Genomic DNA, 19,525 nt, shown 5'->3' on the forward strand with positions numbered 1-19,525 from the left:
CATGGACAATAAGAAATTAGTTAATAAATATTTTGAGACAATAGCTGAAGATGATAAAATGATCAAATTACTTCTTGAAACAGAAAATTATTCAATTGGGAAACGAAAGAGTAATATTTGTTTTATTGTGAAATCTGATGGTGGTCAAAATAGAAGATTTAAAAATGGCGACATGAGTATATCAATTAATTCTAGATATATTGTTTCCGGTGTTGAAGGATTGTATTCTATTATTTTTTACCATAATGAAGAGGAAAAAAAAATAGAAATTTTTATTGATGCTCTTGTTAGTTTTGCAAGTACAAATACAGTGAAATCTGATGATTTATTAACTCTCTATAATGAGATTTCAGAAGTATTTAAAAAAATTGATTTTGACTATAATAAGTTTATAGGAAATATTGGTGAATTATTATTTATTAAACATATATACGATTACCATAAAATTAACATGGTGAATTATTACAAAGGTTCAGATCTACATTTGGTGGACTTTGAATATAAGGATATTAATTTTGAAATAAAAACTTCAATATCAGATCAGAGAAAACATCACATAAACAATGATCAATTGATAGGGAATGGATATCTTTGTTCCGTATTAGTAAAAGAACAAAATAATGGCATGTCTATTGAGGAAATTTATAATAATATTAAAAGTTTGTTCATTTGTTTCCCCTCTAAAAAAGCGTATTTTGAGAACTATTTGTTGAGCGTTCCAATTAATTATTCAAATCTAAAGGTTAATACTTCTGTAGAAAAAATTAGATTCTATTCATTCTTAAGCATTCCTAAGTTTGTTAATTACCACGAAGCTATTAGCAACATAAGATTTATTTGCAATTTATCAAATTTGACTTTTGTAACTATTGAAGCATTGTTTTAATATTATGCACTGCTATGAATAAGTGGACACGTCCCCCCTACCTGAAGGTATTAAATATAGTATAATAATACAGAGGAGTTTATATTGTGGTTAATCAGTACAGTGTAGACTTTAAGTTAAAAATAGTAAAATTATTCTTAATGAACACATAAGTAAGCACGAAATAGAAAGAACACATAAAGTGGCCATGAAAACTCAAAGAGATTAGGTTTGGTACATAAGCGAATTCATGATTTACCACTATTACGTGTTTACATGAATTTAAAAAATTATTAAAAACCAACTAAGATAAATTATATAAATTATTATAGAAAGGAATAAAAAAATGGCAAGAATAAGTAAATTAAATGTAACTAATGAATATTATGTAGCACGTAATGGTGTCACTCAATGTACAGCTGAACTAAACGTCTATAAGAATGAAGGTGAAAGATTGGTGCGTTTACAAACATTTGGAAGCAATTCACGACAAGATAAGGGTAAACAAAGCCAAGTATTACATATTGATAAAGAAATAGCAGAAGAGTTAATTAAAGCATTACAATCCGCATTTGATATTATAAAATAAGTAATTAAAACAATACTTTTCATAATAATATTTAAGTACAAATGAGGTATACAATGATCTATTGGACTAAAGAACAAGTTAAAGCATATCTAGTTAACTATCATATGATAAACACAAAACATCATTACACAATTAATGATGTTTTTGATCGTCTTAAATCCATTCAATATGATCCATTAAATGTTGTTGGAACTAATCCTGAATTAGTTCTACAATCAAGAGTTTATCATTTCAAAAAAGAAATGTTATATGATGCCCTATACAAAGATAGAACTTTAATTGATGGATGGGATAAACAAATGTGTATTTATCAAACAAAAGATTTTGATAAATTTAATCTCGTCAGAGAACATAGAGCTAAAAGCGAAATAAAATCAGCAAAACACTACCTAGATTTAGAGTTTGAACATATTATTGATGACGTCTATGGCATAATAGATAAAGATGGGCCTATTTTATCTTCAAAGATAAAACTAGGAGAAACTAAAGAACATAAATGGGGTCATACAAAAGCCTCATCTGCTGCAATCAGCTATTTATTTCATAAAGGCTCTATTGGTATTGAAAGTAGAAATAATACACAAAAGAAATATCATGTACTAGAAAAACTTCATCCAGAGATAAAAAATGAAAATCCATTTTTAACAAAAGAAGCATTTATAGAATTTTATTTATACAGAAGAATACAATCGATGGGTTTAGTCTGGAATAAAAGTAGTGTTGCTTTCAGTGGATTACATATATATTTAAAGAAATCTAGAGATCAATTTTTAAAAATACTTTTAGATAAAGATTTAATAGAAGAAGTAACAATAAACGACATGAATGAGAAATTCTACATTCCAAAAATTGCGCTCAGATATCCTATTGATATTAAAGATCAAATATCTATACTAGCACCACTTGATAATATGATTTGGGATAGAGCATTAGTGAGTAAGATTTTTGATTTTGATTATACTTGGGAGGTATATGTTCCAAAAGATAAAAGAAAGTATGGATATTATGTCCTACCCATGATAAAAGGCTCACATATCATAGGTAGAATTGAATTTGATAAACAAAGAGGTAAATTGCCTCTAAGTATCATTAATATCTGGTTAGAACCTAATATCAAGCTAAATAAGGCATTACAAACTAAAATTGATGAAGCATTAAAAAGGTTTGCAAATTATTTACAAACTGATGAAATAAACTTCTATAAAAATAAATAATATATAATAGAACTACATGATATAATAACAATAAAAAATAAAGATAGATGAAGGTGGTTGCGATGAAACTCAAATTATATAAAGATGAGTATATGGTATTAAAACTAAAAGAACCACTTGCGACTAAAATAGATGGTATATATTTTTATGCTCAAACTGATGATGAGTATTCTTTAGTATGCAAGGTAAAAATTGATATTAATCATATATCTAACTTTGAAAAAGAATATAGATTAATCAAGATCGAAGGCATATTAGATTTTGGTTTAGTTGGAATTATCTCAAAAATCAGCACAATATTAGCTCAAAACAATATTAGTATATTTGTAATCAGTACATATAATACTGATTACTTTATGGTCAAAGAATCAGCACTTCAAAAGACAATAGGTTTGTTAAAATCAAATGATTATGAAGTTATTAGTGAGTAACTCATAATAAAATTCGATTATTCTTTATTAAAAAATGCATGATATAATAAGTTTAATAAAAAAAGTTTTTTAATTTATAAATTACATAAGGGGTAGTTATGAAAGATATAGATGTCTTAGATGATATGTTAATAAAACATTTTAAAATAAGCTCTAAATCTAAACTAACTATAGGTATCATAGAAAACCAAAATAAACATCTATATTTATTTGATAAACATGGGCAAAAAGAATATAAAGATATTCCTTATGGTCTTGGTTCTATAAGCAAGACATTAATCGCAAACATCTTAGCTAAAATGATCGAACAAAATGAAATATCATTAAACGATCCTTTAGATAAATATTTTGAAATGAAACAACATAAACATATACCTACACTATTAAACTTGAGTACACATACATCTGGTTATAGAAAACACACACCATTTTTTTCTGTGATCTTTTCTCTGGCCTTTTTTGGTTTTTGTAGACGAAATATATACACAAATAAAACCAGTAAATGGCTTAATAGATACATATATAAGAAAAAAGTAAAACGATTAGATAAATATAACTATTCTGATTTTAATTATGCTGTATTAGGTCATATTATAGAAATTGTTAAAAAAGATAGTTTAGAAAACATAGCCATACATTTTCTTCAAACAGAAATTAAAATGAATCACACATATTTTATTAATCAAATAGATAAACCAAAAGATTCATGGATATGGAATAATGATAATCCATATCGAGCAGCTGGAGGGATCATGTCAACTGCCGATGATATCTTAAAGTTTTTAGCATATCAAATGGACCCAGCTAATTCTTATTTATCTGTTATATATCAAAAATACTTTGAAGAGAATAAGCACATATTTACAGGCTTTTCATGGAATTCATTTCTAGATGGTAAATATTACTGGCATCATGGTGGTATGGGTTATTATAGAGCATCAGTCCTACTTGATCATAAAAGAAAAATTGCAGTTGCTGTTTTTGCAAATATCAAAGGCAAAAGAATTCAAAGGATGGGCAGATTAACATCTCAACTTTATAGATGCTTAAAAAGAAATAAGAATAGTTTATTTGAGTATTTAGATACTTATGGACAATTAAAAGATAAAGAACTAGAGGTAAATTTTAATGAAGCATGAATGGCGTAAAAAGGAGAAAACCACATACATTCCCAAAAATATTCCAACACTTATAGATGTTCCACCTATGAAATATTTTACAATTGAGGGTATAGGTAATCCTAATAGTGCTCTTTTTGCAATTGACATTGCTGCATTATATGCAATGAGTTATGCATTAAGAATGGCACCTAAAGCAGGCATACAAGTAAAAGACTACATAGAATATACAGTTTATCCCCTAGAAGGTCTATGGAGTTTAACCAAAGAAGGTATAAAGCTATATAAACAAGGGGTTCCAATAACTAAATTAAAAGATTATTTTGCATATAAACTTATGATTAGACAACCTGATTTTGTAACAGAAGATCTTTATCATCAATTTAAAAAATCAGCACATCAAAAAACTAAAAATGATAGAATCTTAAATGTCAAACTAGAAACAATTACAGAAGGTCTTTCTTGTCAAATGCTACATATAGGTAGTTATGATAATGAACCTTTATCATTTGAAAAAATGGAAAAATATTGTATAGATAATGGATATCATCGATTATCTAAAGATCATAAAGAAATCTATTTATCTGATGCAAGAAAAGTTGCACCAGATAAACTAAAAACAACACTTCGTTTTCAAATAACAAAAGACATATAATTTAAAATATGTTAAAATTAAAAATAAAGATTATAAAAATTCTTAAAAACATAAAAAGGGGAAATGAGCATAGTGAAAAAATATCTTTCAGCAATCATCTTGATTGCACTTACATTTAGCTTATTTGGATGCAATAATGTCGAAGGGGTTATAGATATTATCGATGAAGAACAACCAGCACTGATCTTTGGAAGTAGTACTCAGGTTAATCAAGAAGATCTATTAGCATACATTAATGATTTTGATGCAAAATATACTGAGCTAAATAAACAATGTTTACTTAGTGAATATGACAAATATGAACCTATTACCAGAGATATAGTTAACGAGTCTTATTGTAGAATATGTGATTCAAATATCGTGATGATAAATAATGCATTTGTTAATGTCATAGATCTTATTGAAGCTGGATTTGATGATAATGATAATGTTATGACTAATGAAAGCATTTATATAGGAAGCATCAATCTTAAGATAGAATTTAAAGAGGATGCTTTAAGAATAACTACATACCATGAAGAAGGAAGTTTTTATTCGCAACATACGCTTGCTACTATAGACGATAATATTTATTATAATTATATGTATATAAATGATCAAGATCAGTATTCAAAACGTGTGTATTATGAAAATCATTATCTTAAATATGAATATTTATCACAAAATAATTATCAGTTCTATCAACAAAATCTTGAAACATCAGAAGTTATACGTATCATCATTGGTTTTCTTACCGATAGAACAAGTAATTATTTTACAACTTTTGCTATTGGAAATGAAAACTATATAAATATTGTTAACTACATAGACTCAGAGCTAAACTATATAGAAACTCAACAATTAGATGGGGATAATGTAGAATTTAAATATAGAACAAATAGTGAAAACCATAAAGAAATTCTTTTAAATGCACTAGAACTAGAGAGTTGGAATCTATTGAAACAAGATGGTAACAATCAACAGTTATATAAAATGTATCGTGATGAGACATTATTATATGAAGATCTAACAGTAAGAAGTTTTGACGCTCAAGAAATGCCAACAATAATTATAGATGTTTCAGAAAATTTATCAAGTATAATAACAATTGGTGAAACCAATTTTGATTTACATGCTATCATCTTAGAACATGATATATTTGAAGAGGATCATGTTAAATTAATGACATATTATAATATTAGCCCTGATGAAAACACTTATGAGGACTATGAGGACTCTTTCCAAGATATGATAGATTACTTTGATGAATACGTCAATGAATAAATCAATAGAGGTAGTAGCGGCAATCATTAAAAAAGATAACACATACTTTTGTGCTCAAAGAAGTGATCATGGAGAACTTGCTAAAAAATGGGAGTTTCCTGGAGGAAAGATAGAAAAAGGAGAAACTCATAAAGAAGCTCTAGAAAGAGAAATATTAGAAGAGTTAAACACTAAAATTGAAGTAAAAACATTTTTATTAACTATTAATCATCAATATAAAGGATTTAACTTAATTTTACATGCTTATCGATGTGAAGTTATAGAAGGCAATTTAGAGTTATCTGAACATCTTGCTTTTAAATGGGCAACAATAGATGAGATGAAAAAAATGGAATTCTCAGCTGCGGATATACCTGTTTTGGATTATCTATCAACATAATAAATATAAAATATATGTATAAAACAGATTTCTATGTTTAATAGAAACCTGTTTTATTTTACAAATATGAATTATTAAGTAAAAATTATATAATTATATAAAAAGTGGTATAGTATAGATATAGATAAGAAAGAAGGTATATTATGGAAAAAATCGTATTTAAGAATAAATATTTGAACATCGTTATTGGTGTTATTCTAGTTTTATTAGCTGGGTTAGGTTACTTCTTAGGCTGGGTTGAAGATTTTTTACCATTTTTTATAGGTAGTATATTGATTTTATTATCATTAAAAAGATTTATATTTACATATAAGAAAATAATAAGTAAAAATGCGACATTAATTTTAGTTATAGAATTGATATTAGATTTTGTATTTGCAGGTCTACTTATTTATCTAAAAGACAATGTAGAATTATTTATAGGATTAATCGTCTACATCCGTGGAGTATCATATTTATTGATTAATTATATTGCAACTAGAAAGATTAAATTACTACAATATATTATGAATATTGGATATGTTACGATTGGTGCATTTTTAATGTTTTATCCATTAGACAGTGTTACTGCAATTGTAATTACAGTAAGTTTATTATTCCTTTTAGTGGGAGCTATATTTCTACAGGCTGGAATTAAACCATTTGTAAAAAGTAAAGATCCATTAAAGAAGGCTAAAGAACGTGAAAAAGTTCAAGAAAAACTAGTCAAAAAACAAGAAAAAGTTGAAGATAAGCTTGATAAATTGGAAGTTAAAGCAACCAAGGTAGCAGAAGAAAATAAAAAAATTGTTGAAGAGTCTAAAATCATACAAAAAGAATTAGAAAAGACGAAAGGTTCTGTTAAACCAAAACCAAAAGTTGAAGAAGTGACCCCTAAAATACAAAAAATTAATTATGAAGAAAAATCATTAACAGAATTAAAAGCAATCGCAAGAGAGCGTAATTTAGAGGGTGTAAGTCAATTAAACAAGGCACAACTTATTGCAAAACTTAAAGAAGAAAAAAATAAATAATGATAAATAAAAAAACAGATACATAAATAAATTATCTGTTTTTTTTATTGAGTGTTTTGACTATTGGCGTATAATACTTAATTTATGACGTAAAATTTACTATATGACTTGAAAATTTAGTCTATTTCATCTATTCTATTTATAATAGATGGAGGGATAAATATGTCAAAACCAAGAAAAGATATGAAATATTTAAATGTTAATAGATATTTATTGAATAAGCAATCTAATATAAGTGAAAAAACGGAGTTTTTAGAAGAACAAACTAAAACGATATTAAATGATCAAATACATGGTATTAGCTTTAGTCCCTATCTTGATGGACAAGATCCAAGTATTAAATCAATCATTACAAATCAACAAATTAGTGACCGCTTAGATATTATAAAACCACATACAAAATGGATTAGAACTTTTTCATGCTCTTGTGGTAATGAAAATGTTCCAAGAATTGCACATGAAAAAGGGCTAAAAACATTTGTAGGTGCTTGGATTGATAGTGATCTAGAAAACAATGAACTTGAAATAAGCAATGCTATTCGCATTGCAAAAGAAGGTCATGTTGATATGTTAGCGATTGGTAATGAAGTTCTTTTAAGAAAAGATTTAGACATAGATGAGTTAATTCATTATATAAAAAGAGTAAAGCAAGAACTACCTAATGTTTTAGTTGGCTATGTTGATGCTTATTATATGTTTATTAATTATCCTGAGATTGTAGATGAATGTGATGTATTATTTGCGAACTGTTATCCATTTTGGGAATACTGCGCTTTAGATATTTCTGTAGAATACATGAAAAAAATGTATCAATTGGTTAGTGAAAATTCAAACGGTAAGAAAGTTATTATAAGTGAAACAGGTTGGCCTACAAAAGGTGAACAATATGGCGCAGCAATGCCGTCATATGAAAATGCTATGCGTTATTTTATTAACACGATGAAATGGGTTAAAGATGAGCATATCGATTTATTTTATTTCTCATCATTTGATGAAGTATGGAAAACGAATCATGAAGGCGAATATGGAGCATATTGGGGCCTTTGGGATAAAGATGGAAAGTATAAGTTTAATAAATCTAAATAAAAGGTGAATAAAATGAAACATTTAAAATATGGAAAAGCTATATGCTATTCTGGATACAGGCAAGGGCAAACACCTATAAAAAAAATCTATCCGACTTACGAAAATGTATTGGATGATTTAAAAATATTAGAAAAAGATTTTGATTACATTAGAATGTATGATGCGAGTGAGCATGCGAAAATGACATTAGAATTAATTAAAAAACATAATATAAAGCTTAAGGTGTTATTAGGAATAGATTTACTTGGTGAAGCTAGCAATCCCAATTGTAGCTGGGGTGGAGATTACTCAGTAGAACAAATCGCAGAGCATATTACTTATAATCAAAAACAATTATATAAAGTCATAGAACTAGCTAATGAATATAAAGATATAGTGATTGGGGTTTCTGCAGGTAACGAATCAGTTCCTGAATGGAATGAAAATCTTGTTTCACCAGCTAGAGTCTTATATTTTGTTAATGAGCTAAAAAAATACACACAAGTTCCAGTAACGTATTGTGATAATAATTATTATTGGAAAGATTTATTAAAAGAAGTAGCTGAAGCTGTAGATTTCATTAGTATTCATCTCTATCCAGTTTGGTTAGGGGCTAATGTAGAAGAAGCAATAACATCTAGCATAAAAGAATATAATGAAATAAAAGCATTATATCCAGATAAACAAGTGATTATTACAGAAACAGGATGGCCAACAAAATCTAATGGTGGTCAAATACCAAAAGAAAATGCAAATGAATTAAATCAGCTATTCTTTAACAATGAATTGGATAAGTATACAAGAGAACATGATATCATTTGTTTCTTTTTTGAAGCATTTGATGAAATGTGGAAAGGTTCAAATGCTTTAGATGAACCTGAAAAAAATTGGGGATTTTATTATGACGATCGAACTCCAAAGAGAATAAAATTGAAAAAGTAAAATAGAAAAAAAGAACTAAATTTATGTGAGAATCAAGTTTGATACACAATCACATTATAATAAGTTCTTTTTTATTTAGTATGATTAAAAAATATAGCTTTAACAAAAATACTTGTATTAATATCAAAGGGCCATTCAAACCATTGGCTCTTTTTTATAGTTCGTGATTTTAAAAAATGCTCAAGACCATAGTCTCCAATACCAATACCATATGTTTTAACATAATTTGAATGAAACTTAGACATTTGGGTTTCGTCATCTATTATTATTTTGATTTTTTGATAAAATTCTGAATTAATTTTAGCTTCAAAAATATCAGATACTACACATAGACGACCAGTATCACTTAGTATTGATGATATATTGAAGTTAAATGTTTGAATAACTGTAGGCATTATATCTAGAGCTTGAGATTCAATATAGTTTAATAAATTTTTCGGATAATTTAATGATGAAAGTATAGTAATATCTTTAAGTATTTGTTGAAGAAGAAGTTGTGTATAAATAGGTGTAACGATTACTACATCATATTTAGTATCGAAAACAAATTTATGTTGCTTGATCTCTTTTTTTAAGATAGAAAAGTAGGCTTTAATTTCTGATTGGTTTGTAAATGATAACATTTTATTTATAAAATCGTTCCAATAATCACTATGTCTTAACCCTGTATATTCCATCTCTTTTAATTGGATTTTATGAGCTGCAGATTTATATTTATGTTTTGCTTTTTCTAAAGCTTTTATATCAATATCGGAAAGTGTAATCGTATCAAAAAGATGTGCAAACACATCAAGATCTATATCATCAAGATTTCCAGCACCTAAAATGATAAGGTTTTTATGTTTGTTTTTAATGCATTCATATAAAAAGGTAGTCAATCTTTTTCGATAAGATGACCAATTATCAAATCTTTTTATATCAGATGCATTTAGTATTTGATTGAATGCTTTGATTGTGCTCATATAAATAAACCTCGTATTTTACTATCATATTTACATATTTTACCATTTTTTTATGGCTACATTATATTTATTCTTATCAATATAGAATTTTGAAAATCAAAGTATATTTCTTTAAAAATCATGATATACTATATATGCTGACGGAGATATTGAATTTTTGATGAATTTTAATAAAATATATACTAAAAATCATATACATATTGTATCAAAATTTCGAGTCTAAAGCAATTCTTGAGTTACCCATAAGTTCATTGACAATATTGACAATAAAATGTTGTCGTTATTTACTTATGCTTAATATATAAAACTTTTAGGAGGATGGAAATGAAGTATTTTACTACTTTTGTCACTTTACTATTGATTTATCTGCTTTTAGCAGGTTTTGTAGTAGAAGAAGTGATCTTGGGAAGTGCAGTAAGTGCGGTATTGACTTTCATATTGTTTAAGTACATTGATTTTAATGTTGATGTAACTTTGCCAATTAAACTGGTCAAATTTGTATTTATTTATATCCCAGTATTCATTTGGAAACTACTTCTTGCAAATCTTGATATGGCACGAAGAGTTCTCAGTCCTAAAATCCCTTTAAATCCGGGAATAGTTAAAGTAAAAACGGATATAAAAAGTGATTTAGGAAAATTAACATTAGCAAATTCAATTACACTTACCCCGGGTACGTTGTCAATTGATGTAGAAGGTGAATATATTTATGTTCATAGTGTTGATGTTAAAAACAAAAACGAGGTAGAAATAAGTAAAAATATTTCTGGGCCTTTTGAAAAAATCCTGGGAGGTATCTTTAAATGATTGAAGTTATGGATATTGTGGTTTTTTCTTTAATGGGTTTTGGTATTTTATTTACCTTAGTTAGAATGATTAAAGGTCCAAAATTGAGTGATAGAGTTGTATCACTTGATACGTTTAATATGATTGTTATTGGTGTAATCGTCGTATTAGCATCTGTATTTAAGAGCAGTTTATATTTAGATATAGCCATTGTTTATGCTATATTGGCTTTTCTTGAAACAGTTGTATTTTCTAGATATTTGGAGGGTAAAAACTATGGAAATAATTAGTTATGTTTTTATGACTATAGGAGGCTTATTCTTCTTTTTAGGTGGACTTGGTGTACTAAGAATGCCAGACACGTTTAATCGAATTCAAGCGGGCACTAAAGCAACTACTTTAGGAGCTTTTTCGATTTTGATAGGTGTTGCATTTGCGAATCCTAGTTGGACAGCAAAGATTATATTAATTATTGTCTTTATTGCTATTTCTAATCCAATTGGATCAAGTGTAATTGCTAAAGCGACATATAAATCAAATAATATACCAGATAATTTGGTTATAGATGATTTGAAAGATAGAGGTGAAGATCATGACAACGTTTGATATCATTTCTTTAGTTGTAGGAGTCTTATTATTAGTCATAGCTTTTCTAGCTATTAATTCTAAGAAACCAATTAAAGCAGTCATATTTTTATCAGCTTTAAGTATGCTAGCAGTTGTATCTTTTGTTTTAATGAAAGCTCCTGATGTAGCTATTACTGAAGCTGTTATCGGTAGTGGTCTAGTAACTGCTCTATTTGTTTTCACTCTATTATCTGTAGAAAAGAGGGAAGCAAAATGAAAAATCTATTTGGTTTAGTAATTTCAATTATTCTTGGAGTCATTATTATCTTAGCTTTAAGTAATAGTGCATCGTTTCCTAAATTTGGAGAAGTAGATTTAGCTGATAGAGTTTCTGATCAATATCTTGACCAAGCTAATATTGATGATGTAGGATCTGCTAATATCGTAACTGCAGTAGTAGTTGGATATCGTGGATTTGATACATTAGGTGAAGTTACAGTGTTATTAATAAGTGCTTTAGGTGTTGCGTTAATACTTGGTGGATCTGGTAAACAAAAACGACTTGATTTAAAATTTAAACCTAATTTTATGTTAAGAGTAGGATCAAAAGTATTATTTGTTATTATTTTAATGACAAGTTTATATATCATTCTTCATGGTCATTTAACTCCTGGTGGAGGTTTCCCTGGTGGAGCTATCATTGCAAGTGCTATTTTATTGATGTATCTTGCTGATGATCAATTCAGAAGTAATATTAAAGGATTTAAGATTTTAGAAGGAACTGCAGGTAGTCTATTTGTCATTATCGGATTGCTTGGATTATTGTTTGCCAATTATTTCTTACAAAACTTTATACCTGTTGGAACAGTCGGTTCACTATTAAGTGCTGGTATCATTCCAATCATTTATGTATTAATAGGGTTAAAAGTTGGTAGTGAAATATCTGGAATCGTAGATAACTTCCTTACAGAGGAGGAACTTATATGATACAATATGCAGCTATAATCTTATTCGTGTTTGGTTTTTATGGTCTATTGACTAATAAAAATGTTATTAAGATGATTATTTCATTAAACATTATGGAAATCGGTTTAAATATATTCATCATCAGTATTGGATTTGTTTATGATGGGATTGCTCCTATTATTTCTTCTACAGTTGATGCAGGGTTAATTTATGTAGATCCTCTTCCTCAAGCATTGGTTTTAACAGCAATTGTTATTGGTGTAGGAACTACAGCGCTAGCTTTAGCAGTAGCAAAAAGTATTTATTCAAAACATCATACATTTGATTTAGATGAAGTGGAGGAAGCACTATGAGCGCGATACTATTAATTGCAATTCCGCTTTTAGCGGCATTCTTATCCATTATGTTAAAGAAGTTTGCACCATATCTTTTATTAGGTGTCGGAGTCTTTAATGTTGTTTTATTATTTTTAATTCCTGAAGGGTTTGTTATCCTTGGTGGATTTAATCAACCTTTAGGTATTAATTTATTACTTGATACGTATTCAAAGATAGCTTTAATGCTCGTTAATGCAGTGGTTGTTGTTATTGCGTTTGTAAATATTAAAGAGTACAGTAAGTTTTCAAGTATATTATTAATTGCAATTGCAGGATTAAATGGGTTAATCTTAACTAATGATTTATTTAACTTGTATGTATTTTTAGAAATATCTGCAATTGCAGCTTATTTGATCTCAACATCAAATAAGAAACCTGTTAAGACATTTCATTATATAATTATAGGCGCTGTTGGAAGTAGTTTATTCTTGTTTGGAGTCGTTATTTTATATGCAATGTTTGGAACTCTAAATATGGTTGATTTAATTCAAAAAATACAATTAACCAATAATTATTCACAACTTATTTTGCCTTTCTTATTAATGTTTATAGGTCTTGGAGTAGAAGTGAAATTACTTCCTTTCAACTCTTGGGTTAAAGGCGTTTTAGGTGAATCTAATACGTTGTCTGGTCCTATGATAGCTAGTGCTTATGCAGCAGCTTTTGGATTTGTATTAGGTAGATTGATTACTAATTTATTCTTATTTGAAGGATCATTATTAACAGTTGTTACGGTTATTCTAGCTGTAGGTATTGTTATGGGTGATTTAATGGCGTTTGCATCTAACAAGGCAAGAGAGATATTACTTTATAGCTCTGTTGCACAAGCAGCGATTGTTGCGATGCTATTTGTTAATGGTATTGTCATATGGGCTGTATATTTGATAGTTGCTAATGCACTAAGTAAGTTAGTTATGTTCTTAGTTGTTAATAAAGCAGTTAAAGATGTTGGTAGTGATGAAGTTAATAAACTACAAGGATTATTTTCTAAAAATGTTATAGTAGGTCTAGCTTTTACTTTGGTAACTTTAAGTGTTATGGGATTGCCTTTATTAGTTGGCTTTACGTTAAAGTTAAGATATTTAACAGAACTTGCGAGTCTTAATCAAATTTGGCTTATTGCAGTGATCTTAGTTGCTTCACTTATTGAAGGTATATATTTTGTTAAACTCTTATTGAAACTCTGGTATGAAGGACAAGAGAAAGTAGAAGTTAAATATAATGTCACTTTTAAAGTTGTGTTTGTTATTATCGCAATTGCTTTATTGACATTTGGTACATACTCAACACCTTTAAACAACTTAGATGATTCTATAGATACGATTACGGAGGTGGTTAATAATGGCTAATATTGAATTATTGATTTTATTTCTAGCTGGGTCAGCTTTGATTAGTTATGTGTTAACAAGATTTAATGCAAATATTGGGTCGTTTTTCACAATATTTGTAACAATGTTTGTATTTGTATCACTTGCTGGTTTTGGATTTGCGATGAATTTAGATACAACCGTTAATTATTTACCGGGATTCACTTTTTCACAGTCATATCTTGGGTTTTATTTTGTAATCATTATTACCTTTGTTTATTTAATGGTAAGTTTCTTCCATCCTTATTTTATAAATAAATTTAAATATAGAAGTTCTTATAATTTCTTATTCTTATTAAGCTTAGCAGGTATTATTGGGGCATTTTATACAAATAACTTCCTACAATTATTTTTCTTCTTTGAATTAGTTATTTGGACAACAATGTTCTTGATTCCTCAAGGTAAGAGTAGAGAAGCAGCGGTTTCCTATTTTGGATTTTCACTTGCTGGATCGGTTGCGTTATTATTGGGTATCTTTATGATATTTAGCCAAACTGGAACATTTGATATCAATGCAGGATTAGCTGGTTTAAGTGGAACAACATCAGTTATTGTATTTATATTGTTCTTAATTGCAGCATTTGCAAAACTTGGAGCTTTTCCACTTCATATTTGGCTTCCTATTGCACATGGTAATGCACCACATCCATTTTCTCCAGTTTTATCTGGAGCATTGGTTAAATTAGGTGCGTTTATTGCAATATTTGCATTAATAAAAATTGCACCAAACACACAAACCATTGGAGTTCTTGATTTACCTCTTGGACATTATATGGTAGCCCTATTAGGTGGCCTATCTATTATCTTTGGGACTTTAATGGCGATCAAAGAAGATGATGCAAAGAAATTGTTAGCTTATTCTTCTATGAGTCATGGCGGTTATATATTAGTTGCATTTAGTTTAATGAACGGTCTAGCATTTGCTGGTGGACTATATCATATCTTAGCACATGCACTTGCTAGTGCAGGAGCATTTATGGCAATTGCAGCAGTCGCTAGAGTGACTGGCACAACTAAGATGAAAGAAATGGGTGGTATGATTCATAAAATGCCTATTACTTATCTAGCTTATTTGATTGCAATTATCTCTATGGCAGGTATTCCACCAATGGGAGGATTCATTTCTAAATGGATTATCTTCCAGGCAGTTATTGATAAAGGGTTAATCTTTGTTGGTATAGCAGTATTCTTTGGTAGTATTGGTTCATTCTTATACGTGTTTAGACCTTTAGCAGCATTATTCTTAGGTCAAGAATTAACAGAATATAAACATGTTAAAGAAGCACCAATCTTAATGTTGATTCCAACATTTATCATTATGGGATTAAATATATATACTGGTGTATTTCCAGCGAAAATATTAGATTTTATAAACAAAATCATTGTAGAAGTTGGCTACGTTCCAATTAGCGTTTCTACATATGCAATTACTGGAGCAAACGATAGTATTCTTAATCCAGGATTGATTAGTTTAGTATTTGGCATTGGTGTATTAATTGCGTTTATCATTTTCATCTTATTGAAAAAATCAAGAAAAGTTGAACTAATGGATACATATACTGCAGCTAACTTTGTACATGATGAACATCTATTACATTACACAACTGATTTTTATGCTCCTTTAGAAAGACTTTATGAGAAACAAAGTAATTGGATGACGTTATTCTATCAAGCTTTAGCTCAAAAAGTAAAAGATTTAGGTAGTTTTTGTAAGTATCTGTTTATGTCAAATCACATAGGTAGGACTTTACTGTGGATTATGCTTATCATAATTGCACTATTGTGGGGTGAAGCACTATGATCTTAAATTTATTATTAGGCGTAGGTATTGCATTATTTGGTTTTGTTTTACAAACTTCACTTGCGGGTGTTAATCGTAAAATCATCGGAAGATTGCAAAAACGTCATGGACCTAAATGGTACCAAGAATTCATTGATATCTTTAAATTATTATCTAAAAGAAGTGTTACACATGGTTGGATCTTTGATTTTGGTGTAATTATGGCTCTTGGTGGTATCATTGGTACTGCTATGTTTATGCCACTGACAACATCATTCTTAGCTTTTGAAACTTTTGATAATTTCTTTATCTTTGTATATTTAATAGCAGTTGGTATGTTAGGTATGGCAATGAGTGCAAGTGGATCAGGTAATCCATGGGCAAGTATTGGAGTTATGAGAGCTTTAACAACAATGTTAGCTTATGAAGTTCCATTTTTGGTAGTCATTTTAACAATTATTAAATTAGCTGATTCGAGTTCTTTAACTCAAATTGCATTATATCAACAAATGGCTGGTAACAATTGGTTTATCATTGCATTGCCACTTGGTGGTATCGTAGCTGTATTGGCTTTAATGGGTATGCTTGGTAAGAAACCATTTGAAACATATATCGCTCCTGCAGAAATTGCGTCAGGTCCGATGGTTGAATATGGTGGAAAACAACTAGGTATGTTATTCATTATGCATGAAATTACAGTTTTTATTGAAGTTAGTTTATTTGTTCACCTTTTCTTAGGTGGTGCATCAAATATATTTATCTTCTTAATTAAGTACGCTGTCGTTTATACATTTGTAAATCTTATTTCAAATGTTAATGGACGATTTAAAATTGATCAGGTTGTTTTATTCTTCTACAAATGGCCATTATTAATGGCTGTTGTACAAGCAATCATAGCAATCTATTTTGGATGGGTGATATAATATGAAAAGCACAAAATTTACACCGGCAAGCAAATTGTCGAAGGCAGAAATAGATCGTAAATGGTGGGAAGTTGGTGATTTCTTCAGAAGAAACTCACTCTGGATGTTAATGTATTGTACAGGATGTTGTGCAATAGAATTACCACCTGCAATGACATCAGCTTATGATATGGAACGTTTAGGTATGGGGCCAATGGCTACACCTAGACAAGCTGATATTTTGTTAGTATCAGGTTATTTATCATTAAAGACATTAAGAAGACTTATTTATACATACGAACAAATGAGTGAACCAAGATATGTGGTTGCTCTTGGTAGTTGTCCTATCAATGGTGGTATTTATCATGACTCTCATGCTGTTATTAATAAATTAGATCAATATATTCCTGTAGATGTATATGTTGCAGGATGTATGCCTAATACAGAATCAGTTATGAATGGATTTGTAGATTTAATGGATCAAATTAAGAGAAAAACAGCTGTTGGTTGGAAAAAATATCATGAAAATAATGCATGGTATAAAGAAAATCAAAAAACTTCACTTGGGGAGGTAGTTGTCCATGACGAATTCCATGAATAATATAGAGTTTGTAAATGATTTAGTTAAGGGGACTGTTGAAGTTGTTAAAAGCGAAGTTATTGATAAATTCCAAGTAAGCTTTGAAATTAAGAAAAATGAAGTTCATTTATTATTAACAAAATTAAAGAGTGCTGGTTGGATTCAATTATCTTATTTAAGTGCAATTGATTGGTTAGAAGAAAATAAGTTTGAATTAATTTATATTTTAATGAATTGGGAGAAACCAGTATATATTCAAGTTAGAACAAAAATAGATAGAGAAAATCCAGTTATGGATTCTATACTACCAATTTTTGGTGGTGCTAAATATTACGAAAGAGAAGCACATGAATTTTTTGGAATTGCTTTTCCTGGAAATCCTGATTATGAAAAACAACTTATTCTTGAAGGCTGGGATGATATTCCACCTTTGAGAAAAGACTTTGATCCAAAAGCTTATAGTGATAAGAAATTCCCTCAAAGAGATTATCCTCAAGACTATTCAGTTAAGGATCCAAAGGAAAGTAAACAAGCAAAAAGAGAAGCTAGAAAACAAAGAGCTGAATCTTTAAGAGGAGGTAAAAAACAATGAAACAAATGAAATTGTTTTTAGGTCCTCAACATCCTGGTATGCATGGTAATGCATCTGTTCATATGTTTGTCGATGGAGATATTATTAAAAAATCATATTTATTACCAGGTATGTTACATCGTGGATTTGAAAAAGCTATGGAAAGAAAACTATGGGTTCAAAACATTAGTTTAATACCTAGAGTTTGTGTTCCTGAGCCAGATATAAATGAAATGGCATATGCAATTGGTGCTGAAAAATTATTAAAATTAGAAGTTCCTGAACGTGCACATTGGATTAGAATGATTATTCTTGAATTTGCTAGAATATCATCACATCTCATGTCATATGGTGGCCTTGGTGGCCCAACAGGAAATTATACCTTAATGTATCATGCACATGCAGACAGAAACTTAATTCTTGATATCTTTGAACAAATCACAGGTGCTAGAGTTTATCACCAATACATCGTTATTGGTGGTGTAAGACAAGACTTACCTAAAGGTATTGAAAAAGACATGCATGAGTTTCTTGACAGTTTAGAATCAAGACTTGGTGAGTATCGTGACTTAGGTGTTGATAACCCATCTATTATTAAGCGTATAAAGGATACTATTATGCTTCCTAAAGAAGTTGTTTGGGATTTAGGTGTTACAGGTATTGGTATGAGATCAGCTGTAGGTAAAGCTTATGATTTACGTAAAGTCATGCCTTATGCAAGATATGATCAAGTAGAATTTGAAGTACCTACATCTACATATAGCGATGCTAGATGTAGAGTAGATATAAAAATAAAAGAAATTCAACAATCAATAAATATTATTAGACAGTGTTTAGCTAAAATGCCTGAGGGTGAAGTTAGAGTTAAACCAGGTAGAGGACAGTCTATGCGTTGGACAGTTCCTAAAGGATATGTATATAGCCCTATAGAATCTTCTAGGGGTGAATTTGGATATTATATGGTTTCAAACGGTGGGACTAATCCTTATCGTATAGGTGTTCGTGGCGCTAGTTATCCGCAAGGATTACTAGGTATTGAAAAATATATGCCAGGAACAAGAATTGATGACGCTGCCCTATGGGTAGACACGATGGGTGTATGTTCCCCAGAGATAGATCGGTAGGTGGATAAT

General features: G+C 29.1%; 24 protein-coding genes. 23 read left to right on the top strand and 1 reads right to left on the bottom strand.

Translation table 11 applies throughout. From position 1 onward, the window contains the following. Position 1 precedes the first annotated feature (1 nt). The 11 genes from MPAN_RS03055 to MPAN_RS03105 all read left to right on the top strand — a co-directional run bounded on the left by MPAN_RS03055 (position 2) and on the right by MPAN_RS03105 (position 9,534). Entirely contained in the window at positions 2 to 886 is an 885-nt protein-coding gene (locus MPAN_RS03055; protein WP_176238547.1) for a PD-(D/E)XK motif protein, read from the top strand. Between the two features lie 325 nt (positions 887 to 1,211). Further along, the gene (locus MPAN_RS03060) at positions 1,212 to 1,454 is read left to right on the top strand and encodes a hypothetical protein (RefSeq protein ID WP_176238548.1); all 243 of its coding nucleotides are present in this window, start codon (positions 1,212 to 1,214) and stop codon (positions 1,452 to 1,454) included. 53 nt (positions 1,455 to 1,507) lie between these two features. Further along, positions 1,508 to 2,668 (top strand): DNA glycosylase AlkZ-like family protein, encoded by a 1,161-nt coding sequence (locus MPAN_RS03065; RefSeq protein ID WP_176238549.1) that lies wholly within the window; start codon positions 1,508 to 1,510, stop codon positions 2,666 to 2,668. A 62-nt stretch (positions 2,669 to 2,730) separates the two neighbouring features. Beyond that, positions 2,731 to 3,099 carry an ACT domain-containing protein gene (locus MPAN_RS03070; protein ID WP_176238550.1) on the top strand — a complete coding sequence of 123 codons (369 nt, stop codon included), beginning with the start codon at positions 2,731 to 2,733 and terminating at the stop codon, positions 3,097 to 3,099. 98 nt (positions 3,100 to 3,197) lie between these two features. Beyond that, positions 3,198 to 4,238, top strand: coding sequence for a serine hydrolase domain-containing protein (locus MPAN_RS03075; protein WP_176238551.1), 1,041 nt, complete (start codon positions 3,198 to 3,200; stop codon positions 4,236 to 4,238). Beyond that, entirely contained in the window at positions 4,228 to 4,872 is a 645-nt protein-coding gene (locus MPAN_RS03080; protein WP_176238552.1) for a GyrI-like domain-containing protein, read from the top strand. The genes MPAN_RS03075 and MPAN_RS03080 overlap by 11 nt, the downstream gene beginning before the upstream one ends. A gap of 72 nt (positions 4,873 to 4,944) precedes the next feature. Then, positions 4,945 to 6,135, top strand: a complete 1,191-nt coding sequence (locus tag MPAN_RS03085; RefSeq protein ID WP_176238553.1) for a hypothetical protein — start codon at positions 4,945 to 4,947, stop codon at positions 6,133 to 6,135. Next, a complete protein-coding gene (locus MPAN_RS03090; RefSeq protein ID WP_176238554.1) occupies positions 6,128 to 6,514 on the top strand; it encodes a (deoxy)nucleoside triphosphate pyrophosphohydrolase in 387 nt (128 codons plus the stop codon). The genes MPAN_RS03085 and MPAN_RS03090 overlap by 8 nt, the downstream gene beginning before the upstream one ends. A 143-nt stretch (positions 6,515 to 6,657) precedes the next feature. After that, positions 6,658 to 7,527: a Rho termination factor N-terminal domain-containing protein gene (locus tag MPAN_RS03095; protein ID WP_176238555.1), complete on the top strand. Its 870-nt coding sequence runs from the start codon at positions 6,658 to 6,660 to the stop codon at positions 7,525 to 7,527. 162 nt (positions 7,528 to 7,689) lie between these two features. Beyond that, positions 7,690 to 8,613 carry a glycoside hydrolase family 17 protein gene (locus MPAN_RS03100; protein ID WP_231756808.1) on the top strand — a complete coding sequence of 308 codons (924 nt, stop codon included), beginning with the start codon at positions 7,690 to 7,692 and terminating at the stop codon, positions 8,611 to 8,613. 12 nt (positions 8,614 to 8,625) lie between these two features. Then, entirely contained in the window at positions 8,626 to 9,534 is a 909-nt protein-coding gene (locus tag MPAN_RS03105) for a glycoside hydrolase family 17 protein (protein ID WP_176238556.1), read from the top strand. A 71-nt stretch (positions 9,535 to 9,605) separates the two neighbouring features. Here the strand turns inward: MPAN_RS03105 and MPAN_RS03110 are convergent, their stop codons facing one another. Continuing rightward, on the bottom strand, positions 9,606 to 10,496 hold the full coding sequence (locus tag MPAN_RS03110; protein WP_176238557.1) for a hypothetical protein: 891 nt from the start codon (positions 10,494 to 10,496) through the stop codon (positions 9,606 to 9,608). A gap of 324 nt (positions 10,497 to 10,820) precedes the next feature. Between MPAN_RS03110 and MPAN_RS03115 the strand changes: the two genes are divergently transcribed. Genes MPAN_RS03115 through MPAN_RS03170 form a run of 12 tightly spaced genes read left to right on the top strand, consistent with a single transcriptional unit; the run spans position 10,821 to position 19,516 of the window. Continuing rightward, positions 10,821 to 11,303: a Na+/H+ antiporter subunit E gene (locus tag MPAN_RS03115; RefSeq protein ID WP_176238558.1), complete on the top strand. Its 483-nt coding sequence runs from the start codon at positions 10,821 to 10,823 to the stop codon at positions 11,301 to 11,303. Then, entirely contained in the window at positions 11,300 to 11,572 is a 273-nt protein-coding gene (locus MPAN_RS03120) for a cation:proton antiporter (protein WP_231756809.1), read from the top strand. The genes MPAN_RS03115 and MPAN_RS03120 overlap by 4 nt, the downstream gene beginning before the upstream one ends. Continuing rightward, positions 11,559 to 11,888, top strand: coding sequence for a monovalent cation/H(+) antiporter subunit G (mnhG, locus tag MPAN_RS03125; protein WP_176238559.1), 330 nt, complete (start codon positions 11,559 to 11,561; stop codon positions 11,886 to 11,888). The genes MPAN_RS03120 and mnhG overlap by 14 nt, the downstream gene beginning before the upstream one ends. Next, a complete protein-coding gene (locus MPAN_RS03130) occupies positions 11,875 to 12,126 on the top strand; it encodes a Na(+)/H(+) antiporter subunit B (protein WP_176238560.1) in 252 nt (83 codons plus the stop codon). The genes mnhG and MPAN_RS03130 overlap by 14 nt, the downstream gene beginning before the upstream one ends. After that, positions 12,123 to 12,836, top strand: a complete 714-nt coding sequence (locus MPAN_RS03135; protein WP_176238561.1) for a Na(+)/H(+) antiporter subunit B — start codon at positions 12,123 to 12,125, stop codon at positions 12,834 to 12,836. The genes MPAN_RS03130 and MPAN_RS03135 overlap by 4 nt, the downstream gene beginning before the upstream one ends. Beyond that, complete coding sequence (locus tag MPAN_RS03140) at positions 12,833 to 13,168, top strand: sodium:proton antiporter (protein ID WP_176238562.1); 336 nt, start codon at positions 12,833 to 12,835, stop codon at positions 13,166 to 13,168. The genes MPAN_RS03135 and MPAN_RS03140 overlap by 4 nt, the downstream gene beginning before the upstream one ends. Further along, entirely contained in the window at positions 13,165 to 14,541 is a 1,377-nt protein-coding gene (locus MPAN_RS03145; RefSeq protein ID WP_176238563.1) for a complex I subunit 5 family protein, read from the top strand. The genes MPAN_RS03140 and MPAN_RS03145 overlap by 4 nt, the downstream gene beginning before the upstream one ends. Further along, positions 14,534 to 16,360 carry a proton-conducting transporter transmembrane domain-containing protein gene (locus MPAN_RS03150; protein ID WP_176238564.1) on the top strand — a complete coding sequence of 609 codons (1,827 nt, stop codon included), beginning with the start codon at positions 14,534 to 14,536 and terminating at the stop codon, positions 16,358 to 16,360. The genes MPAN_RS03145 and MPAN_RS03150 overlap by 8 nt, the downstream gene beginning before the upstream one ends. Next, on the top strand, positions 16,357 to 17,262 hold the full coding sequence (locus tag MPAN_RS03155; RefSeq protein ID WP_176238565.1) for a respiratory chain complex I subunit 1 family protein: 906 nt from the start codon (positions 16,357 to 16,359) through the stop codon (positions 17,260 to 17,262). The genes MPAN_RS03150 and MPAN_RS03155 overlap by 4 nt, the downstream gene beginning before the upstream one ends. Position 17,263: 1 nt before the next feature. Next, positions 17,264 to 17,842, top strand: coding sequence for an NADH-quinone oxidoreductase subunit NuoB (nuoB, locus tag MPAN_RS03160; protein ID WP_176238566.1), 579 nt, complete (start codon positions 17,264 to 17,266; stop codon positions 17,840 to 17,842). Beyond that, positions 17,823 to 18,413: an NADH-quinone oxidoreductase subunit C gene (locus MPAN_RS03165; RefSeq protein WP_176238567.1), complete on the top strand. Its 591-nt coding sequence runs from the start codon at positions 17,823 to 17,825 to the stop codon at positions 18,411 to 18,413. The genes nuoB and MPAN_RS03165 overlap by 20 nt, the downstream gene beginning before the upstream one ends. Continuing rightward, on the top strand, positions 18,410 to 19,516 hold the full coding sequence (locus MPAN_RS03170) for an NADH-quinone oxidoreductase subunit D (RefSeq protein ID WP_176238568.1): 1,107 nt from the start codon (positions 18,410 to 18,412) through the stop codon (positions 19,514 to 19,516). The genes MPAN_RS03165 and MPAN_RS03170 overlap by 4 nt, the downstream gene beginning before the upstream one ends. Positions 19,517 to 19,525: the final 9 nt, after the last annotated feature.

Origin of the sequence: Mariniplasma anaerobium, assembly GCF_016865445.1 — a bacterium.
Lineage (GTDB): Bacteria > Bacillota_I > Bacilli_A > Acholeplasmatales > Acholeplasmataceae > Mariniplasma > Mariniplasma anaerobium.